This is a genomic window from uncultured Dietzia sp. (genome assembly GCF_937873725.1).
Taxonomy (GTDB): domain Bacteria; phylum Actinomycetota; class Actinomycetes; order Mycobacteriales; family Mycobacteriaceae; genus Dietzia.
In genome coordinates, this window is record NZ_CALMYY010000101.1 from 1 (window position 1) to 22,684 (window position 22,684).

At 71.7% G+C, this 22,684-nt stretch carries 17 protein-coding genes; 10 read left to right on the top strand and 7 right to left on the bottom strand.

All coding sequences use genetic code 11. The annotated features are described in order from the left end of the window. Window positions 1-99 precede the first annotated feature (99 nt). Window positions 100-2,274, bottom strand: a complete 2,175-nt coding sequence (gene malQ / locus Q0444_RS10400) for a 4-alpha-glucanotransferase (protein ID WP_299023193.1) — start codon at window positions 2,272-2,274, stop codon at window positions 100-102. 187 nt (window positions 2,275-2,461) lie between these two features. Here malQ and Q0444_RS10405 point away from each other — a divergent pair, with 187 nt between their 5' ends. The 8 genes from Q0444_RS10405 to Q0444_RS10440 all read left to right on the top strand — a co-directional run bounded on the left by Q0444_RS10405 (window position 2,462) and on the right by Q0444_RS10440 (window position 12,635). Further along, complete coding sequence (locus tag Q0444_RS10405) at window positions 2,462-3,673, top strand: acetyl-CoA C-acetyltransferase (RefSeq protein ID WP_291080751.1); 1,212 nt, start codon at window positions 2,462-2,464, stop codon at window positions 3,671-3,673. Window positions 3,674-3,715: 42 nt separating this feature from the next. Beyond that, complete coding sequence (locus tag Q0444_RS10410; protein ID WP_299023194.1) at window positions 3,716-5,905, top strand: 3-hydroxyacyl-CoA dehydrogenase NAD-binding domain-containing protein; 2,190 nt, start codon at window positions 3,716-3,718, stop codon at window positions 5,903-5,905. A gap of 187 nt (window positions 5,906-6,092) precedes the next feature. Beyond that, window positions 6,093-7,193, top strand: a complete 1,101-nt coding sequence (locus Q0444_RS10415; protein ID WP_299023195.1) for a hemin ABC transporter substrate-binding protein — start codon at window positions 6,093-6,095, stop codon at window positions 7,191-7,193. Continuing rightward, window positions 7,190-8,290 (top strand): iron ABC transporter permease, encoded by a 1,101-nt coding sequence (locus Q0444_RS10420; RefSeq protein WP_291080757.1) that lies wholly within the window; start codon window positions 7,190-7,192, stop codon window positions 8,288-8,290. The genes Q0444_RS10415 and Q0444_RS10420 overlap by 4 nt, the downstream gene beginning before the upstream one ends. Then, window positions 8,287-9,153, top strand: coding sequence for a heme ABC transporter ATP-binding protein (locus Q0444_RS10425; RefSeq protein ID WP_291080759.1), 867 nt, complete (start codon window positions 8,287-8,289; stop codon window positions 9,151-9,153). Before Q0444_RS10420 ends, Q0444_RS10425 begins: the two co-directional genes overlap by 4 nt. Then, window positions 9,150-10,472 carry a hypothetical protein gene (locus tag Q0444_RS10430; protein WP_299023196.1) on the top strand — a complete coding sequence of 441 codons (1,323 nt, stop codon included), beginning with the start codon at window positions 9,150-9,152 and terminating at the stop codon, window positions 10,470-10,472. The genes Q0444_RS10425 and Q0444_RS10430 overlap by 4 nt, the downstream gene beginning before the upstream one ends. Next, the gene (locus Q0444_RS10435; RefSeq protein WP_299023197.1) at window positions 10,469-11,953 is read left to right on the top strand and encodes an HtaA domain-containing protein; all 1,485 of its coding nucleotides are present in this window, start codon (window positions 10,469-10,471) and stop codon (window positions 11,951-11,953) included. The genes Q0444_RS10430 and Q0444_RS10435 overlap by 4 nt, the downstream gene beginning before the upstream one ends. 1 nt (window position 11,954) lies before the next feature. After that, the gene (locus Q0444_RS10440) at window positions 11,955-12,635 is read left to right on the top strand and encodes a hypothetical protein (protein WP_291082313.1); all 681 of its coding nucleotides are present in this window, start codon (window positions 11,955-11,957) and stop codon (window positions 12,633-12,635) included. Between the two features lie 129 nt (window positions 12,636-12,764). On the opposite strand, the gene Q0444_RS10445 is transcribed toward Q0444_RS10440, so the two are convergent. The 3 genes from Q0444_RS10445 to Q0444_RS10455 form a co-directional block, all read right to left on the bottom strand. After that, entirely contained in the window at window positions 12,765-13,403 is a 639-nt protein-coding gene (locus Q0444_RS10445) for a heme oxygenase (biliverdin-producing) (RefSeq protein ID WP_291082311.1), read from the bottom strand. A 31-nt stretch (window positions 13,404-13,434) separates the two neighbouring features. Next, window positions 13,435-14,181: an HtaA domain-containing protein gene (locus tag Q0444_RS10450; protein ID WP_291082309.1), complete on the bottom strand. Its 747-nt coding sequence runs from the start codon at window positions 14,179-14,181 to the stop codon at window positions 13,435-13,437. Window positions 14,182-14,343: 162 nt separating this feature from the next. Beyond that, window positions 14,344-15,495: a MalY/PatB family protein gene (locus Q0444_RS10455; RefSeq protein WP_291082306.1), complete on the bottom strand. Its 1,152-nt coding sequence runs from the start codon at window positions 15,493-15,495 to the stop codon at window positions 14,344-14,346. A 293-nt stretch (window positions 15,496-15,788) separates the two neighbouring features. Here Q0444_RS10455 and Q0444_RS10460 point away from each other — a divergent pair, with 293 nt between their 5' ends. Then, window positions 15,789-17,486, top strand: a complete 1,698-nt coding sequence (locus Q0444_RS10460) for an HNH endonuclease signature motif containing protein (protein ID WP_291082303.1) — start codon at window positions 15,789-15,791, stop codon at window positions 17,484-17,486. 29 nt (window positions 17,487-17,515) lie between these two features. Here Q0444_RS10460 and Q0444_RS10465 read toward each other — a convergent pair whose 3' ends face one another. The 3 genes from Q0444_RS10465 to Q0444_RS10475 all read right to left on the bottom strand — a co-directional run bounded on the left by Q0444_RS10465 (window position 17,516) and on the right by Q0444_RS10475 (window position 22,318). Next, window positions 17,516-18,202: a DUF3239 domain-containing protein gene (locus Q0444_RS10465; protein WP_291082301.1), complete on the bottom strand. Its 687-nt coding sequence runs from the start codon at window positions 18,200-18,202 to the stop codon at window positions 17,516-17,518. Between the two features lie 26 nt (window positions 18,203-18,228). Further along, on the bottom strand, window positions 18,229-19,896 hold the full coding sequence (locus Q0444_RS10470) for a DNA repair helicase XPB (RefSeq protein WP_291082298.1): 1,668 nt from the start codon (window positions 19,894-19,896) through the stop codon (window positions 18,229-18,231). A gap of 103 nt (window positions 19,897-19,999) precedes the next feature. Further along, window positions 20,000-22,318 (bottom strand): helicase-associated domain-containing protein, encoded by a 2,319-nt coding sequence (locus tag Q0444_RS10475; RefSeq protein WP_299023198.1) that lies wholly within the window; start codon window positions 22,316-22,318, stop codon window positions 20,000-20,002. 100 nt (window positions 22,319-22,418) lie between these two features. Between Q0444_RS10475 and Q0444_RS10480 the strand changes: the two genes are divergently transcribed. Further along, the gene (locus tag Q0444_RS10480) at window positions 22,419-22,616 is read left to right on the top strand and encodes a hypothetical protein (protein WP_291082292.1); all 198 of its coding nucleotides are present in this window, start codon (window positions 22,419-22,421) and stop codon (window positions 22,614-22,616) included. The last annotated feature ends 68 nt before the right edge of the window (window positions 22,617-22,684 follow it).

Sequence of the window (22,684 nt, forward strand, 5' to 3'; positions counted from 1 at the left end):
TGGTACTGCACTCGCGAGGGTGTGGGAGAGTAGGTCACCGCCGAACACAATTTCACACGAGAGCCCCGATCGCCTTCCGCGACCGGGGCTCTCGTCATTTCACCCGTGCTGTGGGGTTCCCGGGGTGCGGCCGAGCGCGGCGTCCACGACACGACGGGCCAGTGGCGACGTGCGGAGATCCTCGAGGCCGACGAGCGCTCCCCGGCCGTCGGACAGGGGAACCCCCCAGTTGGGGTACTCGTCGGACGTCCCGGGCATGTTGACCGGCCGGCGGTCGCCCACCAGGTCCGCCACCGAGACCGCGCAGAGCAGCGAGGGGGTCGCGGACAGCATCGCGTGCAACGCCACCACCAGATCCTCGGGGCTGTCGCCGCGCAGGAGTCCGCGCCGGCGGGCGGCGTCCGCGTACGAGCGGATCTCCTCCCCGGCGCTGCGGCGCTCCTCGTCGGGATCGCCGGTCAACTGCCCCAGCTCGCGACGGATGTCCACGTGGACGAGATCCGCGTACCCGGCGGACGGGGGGAGATCGTGCGTCGTGACCGAGGCCATGCACAGCCGGCGGTAGCTCTCGGGGGGTAGCGGGCTGCTGTCCCGCTGCTCGAACCACATCACCGACGTCCCCAGGACCCCGCGCTCGGCCAGCACCTCTCGGACCCCGGGAGCGACGGTTCCCAGGTCCTCGCCGACCACCACGGCGCCGGCGCGCGCGGCCTCGAGCGCGAGGACGCCGAGCATCGCCTCGGAGTCGTACCGGACGTAGGTGCCCTCGGTGGGCGGGAGGCCGGCGGGGATCCACCACAGTCGGAAGAGCCCGAGGATGTGATCGATCCGCACCCCGCCTGCGTCACGCAGCGCGGCCCGGACGATGTCGCGGAACGGGCCGTAGCCCTGCTCGGCCAGGGAGTCCGGGCGCAACGGCGGCTGCGACCAGTCCTGTCCGCGCTGGTTGTAGACGTCCGGCGGCGCTCCCACGGTGACACCGCGGGCGAGCGAGCGGTGAAGTGCCCAGGCGTCGGCGCCGGTCGGGTGCACACCGACCGCCAGATCGTGGAGGATCCCCAACCGCATGCCCGCCTCGAGGGCCTTCCGCTGGGCCGCCGCGCGTTGCTCGGCGACCAGCCACTGCACCCACTGGTGGAAGCGGACCTCCCCGGCGTGATCCCGGGCGAAGCGCGCCACCTCGGGGGACTCGGGATCCCGCAGGGCCGCGGGCCACCTCGACCAGTCGGCGCCGTGTTCCGCCGCGAGCGCGCACCAGACGGCATAGCGGCCCAGTCCCGGTCCCTCGGCGGAGACGAAGTCCGCGAGACCGGACTCTCGCTCGGCCCGCCGCGGGGCGGCGAACAGGATCCGCAGCGCCTCGAGTTTGGCCGTCCACGAGGAATCGCGGTCGATGGTGTCCGCGAGGTTGGCGGGGTGCTGCGACTCCGCGAGCGCGTCCACCCTCGCCCTGTCGGCCGGCGGCAGCCCCGCGTATTCCGGGATCTCCTCCGGCCGCAGGTAGACAGGCGAGGCGAACCTGCGGGTGGTCGGCAGGTACGGGGACGGCCCCAGCGGAGGGAACGGCTCCCCGGCGTGCATGGGGTTGACCAGCACGAAGTCGGCGCCCAGGTCCCGGCCCGCCCACTCGGCCAGGGCGACCAGATCCGACAGGTCGCCGACGCCCCAGGACCGCGCCGATCGCACTTGGTAGAGCTGGGCGGCCAGTCCCACCGCGCGTCGCTCGTCGAGTCCGGCGGGGATGGGGATCGTGGGTGGTGAGACCAGGAGGGTGGACTCGGCGCGGTGCGAGGCGGCCTCTTCACCCTCGACGACGGCGAGGAGGCGATGCCACCCGGTCGGCAGCGACCCCGGGAGCCGGACGGCGAGGCGGTCGGTGAGCACGCCGTCGACCTCCCGCGACTGCTCGGGGGTGGGGGACGGGCGTAGCTCGAGGGGGGCGGATCCGTCCTCGAGGGCGATCGACAGGCGCACCCTCGCGCCGCGCGGGACGTGGACCGGGCTCGTGAGGGCGGTGCCCTGCCTGGCCACGACGGTCGGGGGCAGCACACGCCGCCAGGGGCGCAGCCGCACCTCCGTCAGGGCTTCACGGACGGCGGTGTCGCCCTCGTCGTCGTCGCGTCCGGTCTCCACCCCCATGGCGGCGAGGACCGCTCGGAGCGTCCGGGAGGAGATGTCCCGGTGGACACCGTGCGCGTCCTCGTAGCTGGTGGCGACCCCGCACTCCGCGGCGAGCTCGGCCAGGGCGGGGGGTACGGCGTCGATCGGGCTCACGTGTGTCCTCAGTGGTGGGGCGGCGGCTGGTCTCACGGCGTCACGGACGCGCAGGCTCCACTGTGCCACCGGTGCGTACCGGGTGCGGTGAGCCGAAACGGACCGCACTCCGAACCGCCCGGGAGCACCACGTAGTGTGAAGCGGAACACGTACCAGTTCCGCCCAGAGAAAGGCCGTGGACCACCCATGACCGAGGCATTCATCTACGACGCCATCCGCACACCGCGGGGCAAGGGTAAGCCCGGCGGCGCCCTCCACGGAGTCAAGCCCATCGATCTGGCCGTCGGGCTGATCGAGGAGATGCGTCACCGCTTCCCCGACCTCGACGAGAACCGGATCTCAGACGTGATCCTGGGCATTGTCAGCCCGCTCGGGGACCAGGGCATGGACCTGCCCCGCATCGCCGCGCTGGCCGCCAAGATGCCCGACACCGTCGCCGGTGTCCAGATCAACCGGTTCTGCGCGTCCGGCCTGAGCTCGATCAACATCGCCGCGCAGAAGATCCGCTCCGGCTGGGACGAGGTCGTCCTCGCCGGCGGCGTCGAGTCGATGTCGCGCGTCGCGATGGGCTCGGACGGCGGCGCCTGGGCCATGGACCCGGCAACCAACTACGACACCTACTTCTCGCCCCAGGGCATCGGTGCGGACCTCATCGCCACCATCGAGGGCTTCAGCCGCGAGGACGTGGACCGCTACGCGGAGCGCTCGCAGCGACTCGCCGCCCAGGCCTGGGACGAGGGGCGGTTCGACCGGTCCGTCGTGCCCGTCAAGGACATCAACGGCATCACCATCCTCGACCGGGACGAGCACATGCGCCCGGGCACCACCGTCGAGTCGCTCGCCGGCCTCAAGCCGTCGTTCGCCATGGTCGGCGACATGGGTGGCTTCGACGCCGTGGCGCTGCAGAAGTACCACTGGATCGAGGAGATCAACCACGTCCACCACGGCGGCAACTCGTCCGGCATCGTTGACGGCGCCGCGCTCGTGCTGGTCGCCTCCGAGAAGGCCGGCACGGAGATGAACATGGAGCCGCGCGCCCGCGTCGTGGCTTCGGCCACCTCCGGTGCCGACACCACCATCATGTTGACCGGCCCGACGCCGGCCGCGGAGAAGGCCCTGGCGATCGCCGGCCTGACCGCGGATGACATCGACCTCTGGGAGATCAACGAGGCGTTCGCGTCCGTCGTCCTGCGCTTCCAGAAGGACATGAACATCCCCGACGAGAAGCTCAACGTCAACGGTGGCGCGATCGCGATGGGTCACCCCCTCGGCGCGACCGGCGCCATGATCACCGGCACGATGATCGACGAGCTCGAGCGGACCGGCGGCAAGCGCGCCCTCATCACGCTCTGCGTGGGCGGCGGCATGGGTGTCGCCACCATCATCGAGCGCGTCTGATCCTGCCCACCGACACCACAGCCATACAGGAGTAGAAAACCAGTGAGCGACAACATGTTCCGGTGGGAGCAGGACGGCGACGGCTTCGTCACCCTCACCATGGATGACCCCGACCACGGCGCCAACACGATGAACGCCCGGTTCATCGACGACTTCACCACCACCGTCAACCGCATCGAGGCCGAGAAGGACTCGATCAAGGGCGTCGTGCTGACCTCGGCCAAGAAGAGCTTCTTCGGCGGCGGCGACCTCAAGTCCATGATCCAGGCGGGCCCGGCCGACGCCGAGGACCTGTACGCCCGGTCGATGGAGATCAAGGGCCGCATGCGCGCCCTCGAGACCTGCGGCGTGCCGGTCGTGGCCGCCATCAACGGCGCGGCCCTCGGCGGCGGCCTCGAGCTGGCCCTGGCCACCCACCACCGCGTGATGGCCGACGCCCGTGGCGCCAAGGTGGGTCTGCCCGAGGTCACCCTCGGCCTGCTGCCCGGCGGCGGTGGCATCGTCCGTACCGTGCGCATGTTCGGCCTGGCCCAGGCCGTGCCGAACATCCTCATGTCCGGCAGGTCCTTCGCGCCCGCCAAGGCACTCGAGATGGGCCTCGTCGACCAGGTCGTCGACGCCGACACGCTCATCGACGCCGCCAAGGCGTGGCTGAAGTCCGAGCCCGAGGCCACCCAGCCGTGGGACCGCAAGGGCTGGAAGCTGCCCGGCGGCACCATCACCCACCCGGCCCTGGCCGGCGTCCTGCCGTCCTTCCCGGCCAACATGCGCAAGCAGACCAAGGGTGCGCCCTCCCCGGCGCCGCGAGCCATCATGGCCGCGGCCGTCGAGGGGTCGCAGGTCGACTTCGCGACCGCCGAGAAGATCGAGGCGCGCTACTTCGTCTCGCTCGTCACGGGCCCCATCGCCAAGAACATGATCCAGGCGTTCTTCTTCGACCTGCAGCACTGCTCGTCGGGTGGCGCGCGGCCCACGGCCGCCGACGGCTCCGAGATCCCCAAGACCGAGTTCACGAAGGTCGGCGTCATCGGCGCCGGCATGATGGGCGCGGGCATCGCCTACGTGTGCGCGAAGGCGGGCATGGAGGTCGTGCTCAAGGACGTCGAGATGGCCGGCGCCGAGAAGGGCAAGGCCTACTCCGAGAAGATCGAGGCCAAGGCGCTCGAGCGTGGTCGCACCACCAAGGAGAAGTCCGACGCCCTCCTGGCCCGCATCACCCCGACCATCGATCCGCAGGATCTGGCCGGCTGCGACACGGTCATCGAGGCGGTCTTCGAGTCGCCCGAGCTGAAGAAGAAGGTCTTCCAGGAGATCGAGGGCATCGTCAATCCCGACGCGCTCCTCGGCTCCAACACGTCGACCCTGCCGATCACCGACCTGGCCACGGGCGTCCAGCGTCCCGAGGACTTCATCGGGATCCACTTCTTCTCGCCCGTCGACAAGATGCAGCTCGTCGAGATCATCAAGGGTGACAAGACCACCCCGGAGACGCTCGCCAAGGCCATCGACCTGACCCTCGCCATCCGCAAGGTGCCGATCGTCGTCAACGACTCGCGTGGCTTCTACACCTCGCGCGTCATCGGCACGTTCGTCAACGAGGCCATCGGCATGCTGGATGAGGGCATCGAGCCCGCCACCATCGAGCAGGCCGGCCGCATCGCCGGTTACCCGGCCGCGCCGCTGCAGCTGTCGGACGAGCTGAACCTCAACCTCATGCTCAAGATCCGTCAGACCGCGCGCGACGCCGCCGCCGAGGCCGGCGAGGAGTTCGTCGAGGTCGCCTCCGACCGCGTCACCGCCAAGATGGTCAACGAGCTCGAGCGGTCCGGCCGCCTCGCCGGTGCCGGCTTCTACGAGTACTCCGACGGCAAGCGCACGGGCCTCTGGCCCGGCCTGCGCGAGGCGTTCAACACCTCGCCGGACAACGCCCCGCCGCTGCAGGATCTGATCGACCGCATGATCTTCGCCGAGGTGCTCGAGACGCAGAAGTGCGTCGATGAGGGTGTGATCGAGGATGACGCCGACGCCAATATCGGCTCGATCATCGGCATCGGCTTCCCCGCGTGGACCGGTGGCACCCGCCAGTACGCGAAGAACTACTCGGAGCCGGGCGCCAAGGTCGCCTCGGGCTACAAGGGCTTCGTCGCCCGAGCCGAGGAGCTGGCCGCCAAGTACGGCGACCACTTCCTGCCCACCGAGTCGCTGAAGAAGCTGGCCGCAGAGCAGGGCTGATCCTGTTCCAGCCCCACTGAACCGCGCAGACGCGCGCGAGGCGGCCGCCCCCGGTGTTCCGGTGGCGGCCGCCGTCGTCGTCCCCGACCGCATCAGTCGGCGCGTACCCGGCCGCGACCGCAAGGTTTAGGCAAGGCTATCCAAAACTAGGTTAGGCTTGCCTCAGTAATCGTGTTAGTGTTCCCGCATGCTCAGACAGTGCTCAGGCTCCCTGCGGGTGGCGATCGTCTCCGCCCTGGCATTCACGCTTGCCTCCTGTGGGGCCGCGTCCGGCCTGGGGGGCGGCCCCGAGAAGATCTCCGGGATCCCGTCGGCCTCCCAGGTCACGGCGCTCGAGGACCCGCGCTCGTACCAGGGGCAGCTCGCGCTGCAGCTCACGGACGACCCGGTGGAACCCATCGCCGGCGACCCGGTGCCGCAGCTGCCCGCAGTGGTCACCGACAACCAGGGCACGGTCGTCGAGGTGGCGGACGTCTCCCGCGTCCTGCCGCTGGACATCTACGGGACCCTGTCGAGGATCGTGTTCGAGCTCGGCCTGGGCGACAACGTGATCGGCCGCGACATCTCGTCCTCCTTCCCGGAAATCGCCGACGTCCCGCTGGTGACCACCGACGGGCACCAGCTCAACGCCGAGGCGATCCTCGCGCTCAACCCGTCCGTGATCATCACCGACACCTCGCTCGGTCCGTGGGACGTGGTGCTGCAGCTGCGCGACGCCGGTGTCCCCGTCGTCGTCGTCGACTCCCACCGCTCCCCGGAGAACGTCGAGGCACTCACCGAGGCCGTGGGCGACGCCCTCGGCCTGCCGGAGGAGGGGCGCGCGCTGGGCGAGCGGACGCGCGCGCAGATCACCGCGACGCAGGAGTCGATCGCCACGATCACCCCGGAGTCCCAGACGCAGCAGCTGCGCACGGTGTTCCTCTACGCCCGTGGGGCGGCCGGGGTGTACTACATGTTCGGCCAGGACAGCGGCGCGGACGAGCTCATCTCCGCCGCCGGCGGGTACGACGTGTCCTCAGAGGTCGGGTGGAAGGGCGCCAAGCCCGCCAACGACGAGGGGCTGATCGCCGCGCAGCCGGACGTGATCATCATGATGAACAAGGGCCTCGACTCCGTGGGCGGAGTGGACGGGCTGCTGGAAAAGTTCCCGGCCATGGCCCAGACGCCCGCCGGGGCCAACGAGCGCGTCATCGCGATGAACGACGACCTGGTGCTGTCCTTCGGCACCCGCACGCCGGCGGTCCTCAACGCGCTCGCCGTGGCGCTCTACGCCCCCGACGCGCTGTGACCCTCACTGACGCGCGTCCCGCCGCCGCGCACGACCGCGCGCCCGAGACCGGCGGAACGAACCGCCTGCTCACCGGCGGTCTGTTGGTCGCAGGGTTGGCGGTCGCGCTGGTCGTGTTGGCGGTGATCGCCGCCGCGTCCGGCCAGTTGTCCATCCCGCCGAGCGAGGTCGCCTCGGGCTTCCTGCGCGGCGTCGGAATCGGCCTCGGCCCCGCCGAGAGCCATCCCCGCGCCGACGCCACCCTGTGGAGCGTCCGGTTCCCGCGGGTGGCCATGGCGATCGTGGTGGGCGCGGCGCTGGCCGTCGCGGGCGCCCTCATGCAGGGCGCCTTTGGCAACCCGCTCGCCGAACCCAGCGTGGTGGGCGTGTCCGCCGGCGCGGCGGTGGGCGCGGCGTCCGCGATCGTCTTCGGCCTCACCGCCTTCGGCCCCTGGACGAGCGTGGCCTGCGCCTTCATCGCCGGAATCGTCACCACCGCCGCCGTCTACCTCTTCAGCCGTAGCAACGGCCGGACCGAGGTGGTGACGCTGGTCCTCACCGGCATCGCGGTCAACGCGGTGGCCGGCGCGGCGCTGGCGTTCCTCATGTTCCTCGGCGACACCCAGGCCCGCGAGGAGATCGTGTTCTGGCAGCTGGGCAGCCTGAACGGCAGCCGCTGGGAGTACGTGCTCGTGGTGGCCCCGCTGGCCCTGCTCGGGCTGATCCTGGCGTCGCGCCTGGCCCGCTCACTGGACCTGCTAGCCCTGGGGGAGCGCCCGGCCCGGCACCTGGGAGTCGACGTGGAGCGGCTGCGGATCTACTCGATCCTGCTGGTGGGCCTTCTCACTGCCGCGGCCGTGGCGTTCTGCGGGATCGTCGCCTTTGTCGGCCTGGTGGTGCCGCACCTGGTCCGCATGATCGCCGGCCCCGGGCACCGGCTGCTGCTGCCCGCCTCGGCGCTGGGCGGCGCGGTGTGTCTGCTCGCCGCCGACCTGCTGGCCCGCACGGCTGTCAACTATGCCGAGCTGCCGCTGGGGATGGTGACCGCGGCCGTGGGCGGCCCGTTCTTCTTCTGGCTGCTCCACCTCACCCGTCGCACCGCAGGAGGCTGGGGATGACCGCGCACGCGACCCGCACGCCCGTGTTGCGTGCCGAGGGAGTGACCGTCCGGATCGGTGGCCGCGTGCTTCTCGACGCGGTGGACCTGGATGTCCATGCTGGCGAGGTGCTGGCGCTGGTCGGCCCCAACGGGGCGGGCAAGTCCACCCTGCTCGGCGTGGTGGCGGGGGACACGGCGCCCGACTCCGGCCGGACCCTCCTGGACGGCACGGACCTGCGCAGGTGGCGCCTGGGAGACCTCGCGCGGCGCCGGGCCCTGCTGACGCAGGCCAACTCCGTGGCCTTCCCGTTCAGCGTGCGGGAAGTGGTGGTCATGGGACGCGCGCCGTGGACCGGACTGCCCGAGGGGGACGACGACGAGCTGATCATCGACGAGTCCCTGGCCGCCACCGACACCACACACCTGCACCTCCGGACGTTCCCGACACTGTCCGGCGGGGAGAAGGCCCGGGTGTCGCTCTCGCGGGCCCTCGCGCAGCGCACCGGGATCCTGCTGCTGGACGAGCCCACCGCCGCCGTGGACCTGCGGCACCAGGAGATCGTGCTGGGGCTGGCGAGATCTGTCGCCGACGCCGGGGGAGCGGTGGTGGTGGTGCTCCACGACCTCGCGCTGGCCGCGGCGTGGTCCGACCGCATGGTGATGATCGCGGGCGGCCGGGTACGCGCCGAGGGCGCCCCGGCCGAGGTCCTCACGGCGGAGCTGGTGGAAGAGGTCTACCAGCAGCGGGTCCTCATCCACCGTCACCCGGTGACGGGGGACCTGCTGGTCACCCCGGACCGTCGGGGGCTTCGGCGTCCCGCCGTCTGTTCGCAGAGCACCCACCCGGGCGCCTGCGACCCCGTTCTCAAGGAGTTCTCATGACCCACTCCACGGTCCGAACGCCCCACGGCGCGAGTCGGCGCATGGTCGCCATGACGGTCGCCGCTGTGGTCGCCGCGCTGGGCATGGTCGCCGTGTCGGCCGGCACCGCGCAGGCGGTCGCGCGACTGACGGCGACGAGTTCGCTGAGCGGCGCGGTGGCCTCGACCTCGGGGCCCACCACGTTCACGGTGAGCGGGTCGGGCTTCCAGGCCGTCCAGGGCGGTTTCGGTGGCGTCTACGTGGGCTTCGGTTGGGTCAACGGATCCAACTGGGGCCCGTCAAAGGGCGGCGCCACCGGCACCTCCTACGACTACGTGCCCGACGAGCAGTCCAGAAGCAACAAGGGCTACCAGGCGTTCGTCGCGTTCCCGGGGTCGGAGACCTCCGGGGAGGCCCAGGGGACGATGGGCGCGGACGGATCGTTCCGCATCTCGCTCACGGTTCCCGGTCCCACGTTCACCGGTGCCGGCGGCAAGCGGATCGACTGCCGACAGGTCACCTGTGGGTTCCTCACCTGGGGGGCGCATGGCGTTCGCAACGGCGCGAACGAGTCGTTCACCCCGGTGACGTTCCAGGGCGGGGCGGCTCCGGCCGCGCCCGCGGAATCCGGGGCCGCGCCGGCGCAACCGTCCGCAGAGGCACCGGCCGCCGCGGGCCGCGCCGGGTCGGGCCGCACGGCGGACACCGCCGGGCGCGCGGGTCGGGCCCAGACCTCGATCGAGGCACAGGGCGCCCCCGCCGTCGTGGCGGGCGGCGCGGAGACGGGGGCTCCGGCGGCCTCGACGGGTGGCGCCGGTGCGGACGGCGAGGCCTCCATGCCGGCGGAGGGACCTGTGGACGCGACCGGCGGGACCACTCTCAGTGGCGCCGCGGTGATCGAGGTCGACCGCAAGTCGGCACGTGCCGGGGGAGCGATGGGCTTCGCCGCCGCCGGCTTCTGGCCCGGCGAGCAGGTGTACGTGGTGTTGGGCGACGGGCTCGCCGCGGTGGGTCCGGTGGTGGCGGGGGTCGACGGCGAGGTCGCCGGCGTGATCGTCCTGCCCGAGGGGATCGAGCCGGGGACACACGAGATCCGCGCGGCCGGCGCCGGCTCGGGCCTCGAGGCCACCGAGCGCTTCCCGTTGCGGGTGGACATCACCCCGGCCGCGTCGTCCAGCACGCTGCGCGACTCGATGAAATGGCTGTTCCTGGCGCTCGCCGCGCTGGCGCTGCTCGCCGTGGGCGCGTTCGTGGTCAAGCGCCGTCAGGATGCCGCCGATGACGCCGACGCGCAGACCACACACCCCACCACCGTCACGCAGGAAGAGGTTCAGCGATGACCAGGCAGATCTCCTCGACGCTCCGAGGCCCGCTCGCGCTGGCGCTGGCCGTTGTGCTCGCCCTGGCGGCGGCGCTGTGGGCACCCCCGGCACGCGCCGCCGCGGTGGAGATCGCCGACGCGGAGTTCCGGTGGGCGCTGAACAAGCAGAGCTCCGGACCGAGTCACGGCCCCGGACTGAACTTCTTGTCGGCGGGTGACATCTCGGGCGCCATCACCGGGCCCAACACGGTGATCGCGCCGTCCGACTGGAAGGCCACCGCCGGCGACGTCACCATCGAGAAGCGGGCGGCCAACGGATCGTCGGCTCCGGCCACCTGGGACGGCGTACTGACCGACCAGTCGGGTGCCGCGCTGTCCGCCTCGTCGAGCAGATACAGCAGCCTCGAGATGGTCTTCACCGGCGGTGAGGGCACGGTGGACCCGGCGGGCAAGACGGCGGAGATCGAGTGGGACGGCACCGTCTCGGTGCTGTACTACTCCGGGTTCGTCTACCTCACCATCAGCGATCCCGTTCTCACCGTCACCCCTTCGCGCGCCGTGGTGACGGCGACGCTGGGTGGGCATCGAAGTGACCGGGCCGACGCGTCGGAATGGACCAGGATGACGCCCAAGAAGGTCACCCTGGCAACCCTGGACCGTGACGAGGTCGGACTGTCTGATGAGACCGGGTTCTCTTCGCAGCCGGAGTACCGCGGCGTGTCCTATCCGCGGGCGGACAGCAGTACGCCCCAGGTCAAGACCGGGTCGGATTGGGGCGCATTCCCGGAGTCGTTCCTTGACTTCGCCAAAGAATCCGGAAGTGGTGGATTCTGGTATTCCACCGGCGGTTCTTCCGACGCCACCAAGGTGCCATCTCCGATTGTCGTGAGTTGGGATTCCGATAACCCGCACAGTGCGTCCGGCCCGGGCAGTGGGGGATCAGGTGGGTCCGGTGATCCGGGGGGCTCGAACGGGATCATCGGAGAGGTTCTCCAGGACACCGTCGAGGACATCATCCGCGCGGCGGGAACGGATGTCGCAGGGACTGCCGAGGCGTGGATGGACGAGGCGTGGAAGCCGCTGCAGCCGGACGCGGTCAAGGCCGCGCAGGCTGGTATCCCGGCCGCCGCAGGCGATTCCGGCGACTCGGGGGTCCTCGTGGAGGAGGAGTTCGCGGCGCAGTACGAGGAGTACTACGACGCCGGGGTCCCGATGACCGCCGGTACGGTGGGCGCCACCCTCGCGACCATCACGATCCCCGCATCCGGGAGCGCGCCCGCAGCGCCCGCAGCGCCCGCGACGCCCGCGTCGAGCCCCGCTGCTCCGCAGGCCGCGGCCCCGGTCGCGTCGAACCTGCCCCTCACCGAGGTGGCCTACGCACAGACTTCCGGCTCTTCGGAGACGGGGAACCCCGCCGCCCAGTGGCAGTGGTGGGTGGGGGGTGCTCTGCTCGCGCTCGCGGCAGGGCTTTTCTACCAGACAGTTCGCCGAAAGGACTGATGTGAAGACTTCTCGATCCAGGCTCGCGCTCGCCGGCCGCCGTGTCACGGTGCTGGGGGCGGCGGTCGCGCTGCTCTCCGGCGCCGCGATCGTCCCGGTGGCCAATGCCGACGAGGCAGGCCTCGGCGCACTGGTCAGCGCCGCGCTCCAGTCACTCACCTCGGCCTCGGCCCAGCAGGTCGATGGTCCCCGGGTGACGGTCTCGGAGACAACCCTCAGTGCGGACGGCGAGCACGATATCACCGTCTCCGGGACCGGCTTCAAGGATGCTTCCGTGGTCGCCAGCCGGCCCCCGCTGGCAGGGAAGAACCCGGGGATCTACGTGATCCTCGGAAAGTTCGCGGACGAGTGGCAGCCCTCTGCCGGCGCGGTGTCCTCGGCGCGGAAGGTGATCACGCAGTACTGGGCGGTCGACGCCGAGGACATGACGACCATCGGAGGGGCCGCGAGGGGGGCGATCGAGCTCGGCGCGGACGGCAGCTTCAGCACGACGTTCACCGTGTCCAAGGCGCTGGTGGACGAGGTGGCCGGCGGCGTGGACGGCAACCTGGGCATCTACACCTACGCCGGGGGCGGGGCGACGCACGCCGCGTGGGAGACCTACCAGCCGATCACCTTCGGTGAGTCGTCCCCCATGGGCTCGGTGCCGCTCGGCAGCCTCGCCGGGCTGCTGCCCAGCTGACTCCGACACCCTCGTGTCGGGGTCGCCGTCATCGGCCGGGGCCGGCAACTCCACACGCATGCTCGACTTCAACGAGTGAGGCCCCGGATCCGCGGTGCGGATCCGGGCCCTCACGGCAGCGGCGGTGCCTCAGCGGACGCCCGCAGCCTCCAGATCGAGGAAGATCTGGTGGTTGAGCTCGAAGGCGCGGGTGGCCGCGGCCAGCGCCGCCTCCCGGTCCGACTCGCTCAGGGGAAGGGCGTCGAGGGCGGCCCGGTACTCGTCCTTGTAGACCTTGGGCTTGTCGATCTCGAACTCGTAGAAGCTCAGCCCGTCCTCGACCCCGTAGTGGCGGCGGACCATGGTCTTGATGATCTGGCCACCCGAGAGGTCGCCGAGGTAGCGGACGTAGTGGTGTCCGATGAGGGCTGCGGGGTCCGAGGTGCACGCGCGGAGCTCGTCGACGTACACGTTGACGGCCGGGACGACCACGTCGCACGAGCGGCCCTGGGCGGCGTGAGTCTCCAGGTCGGCGCGAAGCGCATTCGTCCGGTCGAGGCGCGGGTCGAGGATCGCCGCCAGTCGGGGATCGTCGCCGGCGCCGCGGCACGCCGTCTCCAGCGCCTCGTAGACGGGGAGGGACTGCCGCAGAAGGGCCACCAGACCGTCCACCGTCCCCTCGCCCGACATCAGGCGGGTGATGAACGAGGCGTTCTCCGCCTGATCGTGGGCCGCCATCGTCGAATCGTGAAGCGCTTTCGACAGGGGGGCGGAAAGGGTGGTCACCATTGTTCCTCCGGGGTTGCTGTAGGGGAGAGGCTCAGGAGCCGAAGTTGAAGAGGTTGCCGAGCGAACCGAAGATGCTGCCGTTGTCGTCGTCGTTCTCGTCCGCGCCGTTGCACGGCGGCGTGATGTCCAGCACCACGGTGACCGGATCGAGCTGCGAACCGGCGGGGTAACTGCCGAACGCGGGGACGAAGTCGTTCCCGATGGTCGACGGAGTGGACGTGACGGTCACACGGCCGCCGGTCCGGAAGTTCGAGTCATTCGGCAGGGTGAAGGTGGCGGCGACAACCTGGGTGCCGCTGACGGGCACGGAGGGTGCACCGGGGGTCATGTTGAGCTCGTTGCCCTCGTAGTCGAGCTTGAGCACGCCCGTCGTCCCGGTGATCTCGACCGTCGGGTTGGACAGGGTCGTATCCAGGGCGCCCCCGTGGCCGCCGAAGTGGACGCTGCCGTCGCCGGAGGCGGTGGCGGCGTTCTTCCCGGTCACCGCGCCTTCGGAGATCGGCCACGCGAACCGGCCGTCGGCCCCGCGCTCGGCACCCTTGAAGGTGACGCCGTCGGAGAGGGTCCAGGTCCCCTGCGCGCCCGTCTGGAAGTAGCTCCGGAAGCTCTGCTTGAAGCCCCACTCGATGGAGCCGCCGGCGACCGAGTACGTGGTGACGGCGGGGTTGCAGGCGGGCGCGTCGGCGCCGGCGGCGGCCGGGATGGCGAGAGCGGGCAGGCAGATGAGGGCGGCGGAGGTCAGCGCGACGGCGGCCGACCGGGAAGCAGTGAGAGACATGTGGTGAATTCCTTCGAGGAATCATCCCGGGCGCCCGTTGCGCCCGGCGGAGTCGACCCCCCTCGGGCGGGAGGCAAGGCTTACCTTAGTAACAACTACTCAGGAAAGGCTAACCTAAGTCACCGATGTGATGTATCCCACACATTGACGGGTCCTCGCGGGTCACGATCGTGAGGACGCGACCCTGCCCATCCGCGCGATCGCCTCTGTGAGAAGCTCCTCCGAGCATGCGAAGTTCACGCGGGCGAAGCCCCTGCCCTCCGTCCCGAACGCCGGGCCGTTGCTCAGCGCCACGCGGCCCTCGTCGAGGAAGAACGCCGCGGGGTCGTCACCGAGGCCCGGGTAGCCGCGCAGGTCGATCCACGCGACGAACCCGGCGTCGGGACGACGCCACCGCGCGCGAGGCAGGTGCTCGGCCAGGAGCGTGTCCATGAGGTCGAGGTTGGCCGACAGGGCGGTCCGGAGCTCGTCCAGCCAGTCCAACGACTCCGTCAGCGCGGCCTCGGCGGCCAGCGCCCCGAAGTGCCCCACCGCGCCGGACAGGGCAGAGCGCCGGACGTGGAATCGCTCCGGGTTGCCGTTGACGACGAACGCGCACTTGAGGCCCGCGAGGTTGAAGGCCTTGGACGCCGACGAGATGGCCAGCCCCACCTCGCGAGCGGAGTCGGAGGCGGCCAGGAACGACCGGAACCCCACCCCGGGCATGGTCAGGGGCGCCCAGATCTCGTCGGAGACCACCACGGCGTCGTGCGTCGACGCCAGATCGGCGAGGGTGGCCAGCTCGTCTGGGCGGTGCAGCACGCCCGTGGGGTTGTGGGGGTGGCTGAGGAGCACGGCCCGGGCCCCGTCCGCCAACGCGCGCTCGATGCCCACCAGGTCCAGACGCGGGGCCTCGCCGTCGTGGTCGATCAACGGCACCGCGACCGGCGCCATCCCCACCCGCCTGATCCACGGCGCGAACGGCATGTACACCGGCGGTGTGTACACCACGCCGCTCCCGGCCGGGAGGATCCGGGCGAGGGACTCGCGGACGCCGACCCCCACGTCGTTGACGGGGACCACCGAGTCCTCGGGCACCTCGTGGCCGAACCTGGAGTAGTACCGCGCGCACACCCCGGAGAGTCGCTCGATCTCCGCGAAGTACCCGGTGTCTCCGTCGGCCACCGCGGCCGCCAGTCGGTCCCGGATCGCGGGCGCGAGCAGGACGTCGGTCTCGGCCACGAACAGGGGCAAGACGTCCTCGGGGTAGGCCACCCATTTCTGGCTCCGCCGCCTGCGGAGCGCGGACTCGGGGACATTCAGGGGGAACGGCACGGTGGCGCATCCTTCCGGGCGGCGGGCGATGGAACGGGCAGAGACCCAAGGGTAGTAGGGGCCCCGTGCTCACCGCGTCGGCAACCGCCCGTGAGCACACCGTGGCCGCCGGCGTGAGCGTGGTGGCCGGGTCCGCGCCGGTGGGCCCCGCGTCGCCTCCCACGATGCGTGCCGCGCTTTGAGGGCGGGTCGTGTCGTACCCGCGCGGTACGGTGAGTCAATCGAACACAGGTTCGTGCAGGGGGCTCGGGTGGAGGGGCCCGGGTGGAGGGGTTCGGATGGAGGAGGATCGTATGGCTGACCAGGGCGGGGTGTCGGCCCCGAATGTGCGGGCGGGATTCCGGGTGGGGTACCCGGAGCAGTCTCCCGCCTGCGAGTTCGGGGGCGGGGAGCCGGGGGACCTGCGCCGGGTGGTGCGGGAGCGCTACCGGGCCGAGGCGGCGGAATGGTTGGCGTTGTTCACCCTCTACAGGCGGGAGTCGGCCAGGTTGTCCGACGCGGTGCTGGCGCGGACCGCCGACTACGAGAGGGTCGAGGCGGCGGAGGCGGCCTGCGCCCTCTGGTGCGTGGCGGCTCCGGTGACCGTGGCCGCGACCCGGTACAGGGTGAAGGCGGCCATCCAGCTCTTCGAGCACCTGCCGTTGTTGGCGAGGTCGTTCCTGGACGGGAAGGTGCCGGGCTCGCTGGTCCAGCAGATCGTGTCCCGCACCTTCGAGGTCGACCCGCGGCTGTGCGCCGGGGTCGACGCGGGGATCGACCAGATGATCATCTCCGAGCTCGCCACCGGCGCGCGGATGTCGGCCAAGGCCGTGACCGCGGCGGTCGACGAGATCGTCATGCTCATGGACCCCGACGCCGTCCGCACCGCGGCGAGAGCGGCCAGGGCGGGCATCGGGGTCGACATCGAGGGGCTTCCGGGTGGGGTGGCCCGTCTGCTGGCTGTGCTGCCGGGGCCGGCCGCGGCGCTCGTCCACGCCCGGGTGGACAGGCTGGCGCGACGGATCCACGGGGCGCGTCCGTGCGACGACGACGGGGCCCGCCTGTCGTTGGGGCGCTGTCGTGCGGTGGCGCTGCTGGTGGCGGTCGCCGGGCGGGCGGGGCTACCGGCGGCAGGCGAGTCGGACGAGCTGGGTGGCATCGTCGACGCTGCACTCGGGTCCGAGGCGGCCGAGGCGGCCGGAGGGCGCACGGGCGCCGGCGGGGTGGCGGTGATGCTGCACACCACCCAGGAGGCGGTGGACCGGCCGTCCCCGATCGTCCCGGTGTGGATGTCGAGGCTCGGACTCGTGTCGTCGGAGGCGGTGGCCGGGGTCCTCGCGGCAGCAGGGAGGCTGTTCCCGCCCGGGGGGCCGGTTCAGCAGGTGCGGCCCGGCGACTGGTTGTCGTGGATAACCACTCCGCACACCAAGCCGGGCGGCACGCAGTGGGACGCCATCGCGGATGACCTCCCCGCCTACGCGCTCCGGTACCGGATCCCGGACTGGCTCAAGGCCAAGGTCAGGATGCGTGACGGCTGCTGCCGGTTCCCGGGGTGCAGTGTCCCCGCCGAGGACTGCGACGTGGATCACGTCCGACCGTTCCTGCACCGCGACCCGATCTCGGGCGGGTGGACCATCGAGGTCAACCTCGGCGCGATGTGCCGGAGCCATCACCGGCTGAAGACCCACGACGAGTGGACGGTGACGGTGGACCAGTACTCGGTGTTCACCTGGGTGGGACCAGACGGAAGCACGGCGCGGACGTATCCCTCCGGTCCGGCCTCCCGGATCGGGCTCGCCGGGGAGTTCTTCGGCGACCCGATGGCGGCGGACGACGAGGCCGGGGTCGGGGAGCCGGGCCCGGACCCGTCCGGCGCCGATCCCGGCGGGGAACCGGACCCGTCGGCGGAGCTCCTCGACGCCTGGGCACTCGACGACCTCGCCGCCGCGGACCTCAACGGCTGGGACCTGGACGGCCGGGACCTGCCTCCCGTCCGTCCCGCGGCGGCGTGAGTGGGCCGCTGCGGGGGTGCGGGCCTGGGTCAGTCGAGGGGGAGCAGGCTCGTGGGCAGGGCGCTGACCTCGTCGACCCGGTCGAGATTCTGCCGGAGGGTCTCCCATTCTCCGGCGGGAATCTCCTTGACCAGCCGGCGCAGGACGGTGGTGTCGGGGGTGGCCCAGGCGACGGGCATGGGAGAGATGAACTGGTACAGGTTGTCCCTGCCCCGCGCGCTGCGGTTGCCCACCACCGCGACGCAGGGGACGCGCTCGCCGACTCGGGTCTCGTGCCCGGGGATCTTCTCGCAACTGCGGGCGACCAGGACGGGGAGCTTACCGGCGGACCGGTCCACGGCGCGGTCGGCCAGGGCGAGCAGGGTCACACCGCGAGGCCGCACGTCGGCGATGACCGCCGGTATCAACTCGGACGTCGCGTAGGTCTGCGCCATCGACCCCATCTTGCGCGGGATGTACCAGATCATCGCCAGGCAGCCGAGGGCGAAGGCGCCGGCCATCGCGGCGATGAACCAGCCCCACGCGGCCGGACCGGAGTAGACGAGGACGGCGATCCCGGCGGCGAGGACGATGCCCCCCAGGATCCCGGCCGACCACTGCAGCCGCCTGACCTCGGCGAGGCTCTCGTTGTTCTTGCGGACCCAGGCGTCGTCCACGGGGAACTCGGCGAGGCGGTACTGCTCGTGCGGGGCGCGGGGGGTGCGATCGGCGGCCATGGGTCGAGTATCCCAGGTTTCCCGGTTCACCCGACCTCGGGGATCTCCGGGCCGAGCAGGTCGTCGGCGTCGACGATCCGATACGCGTACCCCTGCTCGGCGAGGAACCGCTGACGGTGGGCGGCGTACTCGGCGTCGAGGGTGTCGCGGGAGACCACGGAGTAGAAGTGCGCCTGGCCGCCGTCGTGCTTCGGCCGCAGCAGGCGGCCGAGCCGTTGCGCCTCCTCCTGCCGGGACCCGAAGGTCCCGGACACCTGCACGGCGACGCTCGCCTCGGGCAGATCGATCGAGAAGTTGGCGACCTTCGACACGACGAGCGTGGTGATTTCGCCGGCGCGGAAGGCGTCGAAGAGCTTCTCCCGCTCGCGGTTCGTGGTGGAACCCTGGATCACGGGCGCGTCGAGCTCGACCCCGAGCTCCGCGAGCTGGTCGAGGTACGCGCCGATCACCAGGGTCGGCGCGCCGGCGTGCCTGGCGAGGATGCTCTTGACCACCGGGATCTTGGTCCGGGCGGTCGAGCACAGCTTGTACTTGTCCTCGGCCTCCGCGGTGGCGTAGATCATCCGCTCGTTCTCGGTGAGCGTCACCCGGACCTCCACGCAGTCGGCGGGTGCGATCCAGCCCTGCGCCTCGATGTCCTTCCATGGGGCGTCGTAGCGCTTGGGGCCGATGAGGGAGAACACGTCGCCCTCCCGGCCGTCCTCGCGGACGAGGGTCGCCGTGAGGCCGAGTCGGCGTCGGGACTGCAGATCGGCGGTCATCCGGAAGACCGGTGCCGGGAGCAGGTGCACCTCGTCGTAGATCATCAGGCCCCAGTCGCGGGAGTCGAACAGCTCCAACGCGCGGTGCACACCCTTGGTCTTGCGCGTGACCACCTGATAGGTGGCGATGGTGACCGGTCGGATCTCCTTGCGCTCGCCCGAGTACTCGCCGATCTCGTCCTCGGTGAGCGTGGTCCGGGCCAGGAGTTCGCGCTTCCACTGCCGACCCGCGACGGTGTTGGTCACGAGGATCAGGGTGGTGGCCTTGGCCTTTGCCATCGCGGCCGCGCCGACCATCGTCTTGCCCGCGCCGCACGGCAGCACGACCACGCCGGACCCGCCGGCCCAGAACGAGTCCGCGGCCATCTGCTGATAGTCCCGAAGCTCCCAGGGCTCGGTCTCGGTGGACAGGTCGATGTCGTGGGCCTCGCCGTCGACGTATCCCGCCAGGTCCTCGGCAGGCCAGCCCACCTTGAGCAGTTCCTGCTTGATGCGGCCGCGCTCGGAGGGGTGGACGACGACGGTGTCCGCGTCGACCTCGGCCCCGAGCATGGGGGCGATCTTCTTGTGGCGCTTGACCTCGGCGAGCACGGCGGCGTCGAGGGAGATCAGGACCAGGCCGTGAACCGGGCTCTTGACCAGTTGGAGCCGGCCGTAGCGGGCCATGGTCTCGGCGATGTCCACCAGCAGCGGCTGAGGCACCGGAAAGCGCGAGTAGGTGACGAGCACGTCGACGACCTGCTCGGCGTCGTGTCCGGCGGCACGGGCGTTCCACAGCGCGAGCGGGGTGATCCGGTACGTGTGCACGTGCTCGGGGGCGCGCTCGAGTTCGGCGAACGGTGCCAGGGCCTGCCGGGCGTCGTTCGCCCGGTCGTGGTCGGTCTCCAGAAGCACGGTCTTGTCCGACTGGACGATCAGCGGTCCACCACTCACGTCGGTTCTCCTCGGTTCTCTCGGGCCCGCGCGGACCCGACCCTCCAGTGTCCCGGAAAATCGGGCGGCGGGTCGGGTCAGCGGGTCGGGTCAGCGGGTCGGGTCAGCGCGTCGGGTCGAGGTCCGCGACCGAGATCACGCGGTGCAGCGGCAGCGTCACGGTCTCGGCGGAGTCCGGCTCGATGCCCTCGATCCGCCCCCCGGCGACCGACGCCGGCACGACGATCCGCGACGTCGACCGGCCCTGAGCGTCGACCACGGAGACGGTCACCGCGGTACCGGTGCTCGCGGCCTCGTGCAGCCGGGCTATGGCGGCCTCGCCGGTGTATCCGGCACCGGTCCCGCCGCGGGCGGAACGGACGCGGTCCGCCGCACGCATCGCGGTGATCGCGGCGCGGAGCTCGGCGGGGGTGGCGACCCGCGTCGGGACGCGGGGTGCCCTCCGGGGTGCGGTGGCGGTGACGCGGGCGACGGGACGGGACAGCGCGACGACCGCGCCCGTGGTGTCCTCGACGACGGGCGCGAAGCCGTGCTCGCGCAGGGTCTCGACGAGGTCCAGCGGGCGGGCCTGGGAGACCAGGACCGTCGGGGCGACCGAGCGGAGCGAGCAGGCCTCGGCGACAGGGGATCCGAGGACGTGCGCGATCAGGGTGGGGTCGTCGCAGCGGAGGAACGACAACGCGGACCCCACCCGCAGCCGACCGTGCCGGCGGGCCACGTCCTCGATGAGGTAGTCCAGCGACTGTGGCACCGGGGTGATGGACGTCCTGGCCAGCAACTCCCGGATCCCGGCGGCCGTCCGGCCCGAGTCGAGCGCCCGGCGCAGGGAGTTCTCGGTGACCCGGTAGGTCGTGGCGGCCCCGGCCGACTCGACGTCGGCGAGTTGCGCGAAGTCCGCGGCGAGGTCCGGCACGAGCGGGCCGGGGGCGAGGATGGTGAGGTCGGCCTGGACGATCACCTCGGAGACCGGATCGGGCAGCGCCGCGGTGAGGACGGGCTCGAGATCGTCGGTGGTGGGGGAGCCTGCGGCGAGGAGCCTGGCCGCGGTGGTGGCGGTGGTCCCGACGACGAGGCCCAGCCGCCTCGCCTCGTCGACGGTCTCCGTGCACGGCCGGGCCCCCGCCCGCGAGAACCACACCGGCGAGAACCAGCGCACGACCTCCGGCAGCAGGGCGTCGCCGGGATCGGAGGCCGGGCCCAGCTCGGACAGGGCCCGCAGGACCCGGCTGCGTTCGGTCGGGGCCGGCGGGCCGACCGGGTCGCCCAGGGCGGGGACGGGGCCCCCGCCCTCGATCTGGGAGCCGACCCGCCACGCCGCGCGGGGCATCGACCACCAGGCCAGGACGAGCTCGGCCCACCGGCGCGCCGGCTCCCGGGCCGACCACACGTCGGCGGCCTCCGTGGGCGCCCACACCGAGTCGAAGCCCGTGTCGCCGACCTCGGTGTCCCCCACGGCGATCAACCCGGCCGCCGCGAGCACCTCGAGGAGCAGCGGGGGCTCGTGCTCCTCGAGGGCGGCGGCCCGGGCCACGCGGCGGAGCTCCCGGACACCCACGCCCCCGGCCTTGAGGGTGGCGGCCGGGGCGACGGACAGCGCCGAGAGCAGCGCGTCGCACCGATGGAGCAGGTCCAGCGCGGCCACGCCGCCGGAGGCGTCGAGTCCCGCCGAGGCAGCCCTGGAGGCCGCGGCGGGCGCCGACCAGGCGGGGGTGTGGAGGAGGGAGGAGCCGACCGGGCGGACGCCGTGCCGGGCCCGGTCCACCGCGTGGGCCCGGGGGACCACCACCTCGCCGTCGTCCCCGGTGACCTCGGCGAGTCCCGCCGCCGCCAGCTCCGCCGCCGCCGCGCGGACGGTGCCGGAGGCGCCGGCACCGAGGGAGCCGACCGGCGTCCGACCCCGGGCGATGGCCTCGAGGACCCCCACCGCGCCGGCGGACAACCCGGACCACGCGGCCTCGAGCGCGGCGCCGGTGGGTTCACCGGGATGGGGTGCGGTGACGGGCGCCGCGTCGATCGCGGCACCCGTGACGGGAACGATCCGGGCGTGCGTCTCCTCGCCCCAGATCAGCGCGAGGTCACGGAGGCCGCGGACGGCCGTGCGGAAGGCGTCCTCGTCGTCGTCGACCCCCACCCGCGCCGCCACCGCGGCGAGCGGGACGGGACCGGAATCGGCGCCGAGCGCCGCGGCCGTGGCCAGGATCAGCAGGTCCGGCCAGGTGAGCGTGCCGATCGCGCGTGCCGTGGATGCGGGCAGCCGGAGTCGCGAGGCGAGGACGTCCAGAGAGGCGGGGGGAGGGTTCGCCACGTCCGGGCGGAGCTCGCACAAGCGGACCAGGGCGTCGTCGGACAGGGCGGCCAGCCAGGCGGGGAAGTCGGGTTCACCCCTGGCGGCGTTACGTGGCGTGGAGCTCGAGGTGGGCATATCCGTCCAAGCCTAGTGAGAAGTCGCCCGGGGAGAATTCGTGTGGGTGGTATCGGACCCAGTTGCTGACGGATCGGGCGCGAGGTGAGAGACTACCCACGTGGCTGCCAAGAAACTGACCTACGACAACCCGGGATGGCCCGACGCCTCGTTCGGCGAGCACCCGGTGACCGAACTAGCTGCGCTGGTCGCGGGAGGACTGTCCCCGTTCGGACAGGAGATCTTCCCGCTGCCGCAGGAGCGCCTGCACTACATCCACCCGGTGACGGTGGTGAACAAGACCGTCCGATCACGCTGACAGCGGACGCCTGACATACCGGAACGGGCCGCTACTCCCTGTGGGGAGTGGCGGCCCGTTCCGGTGTT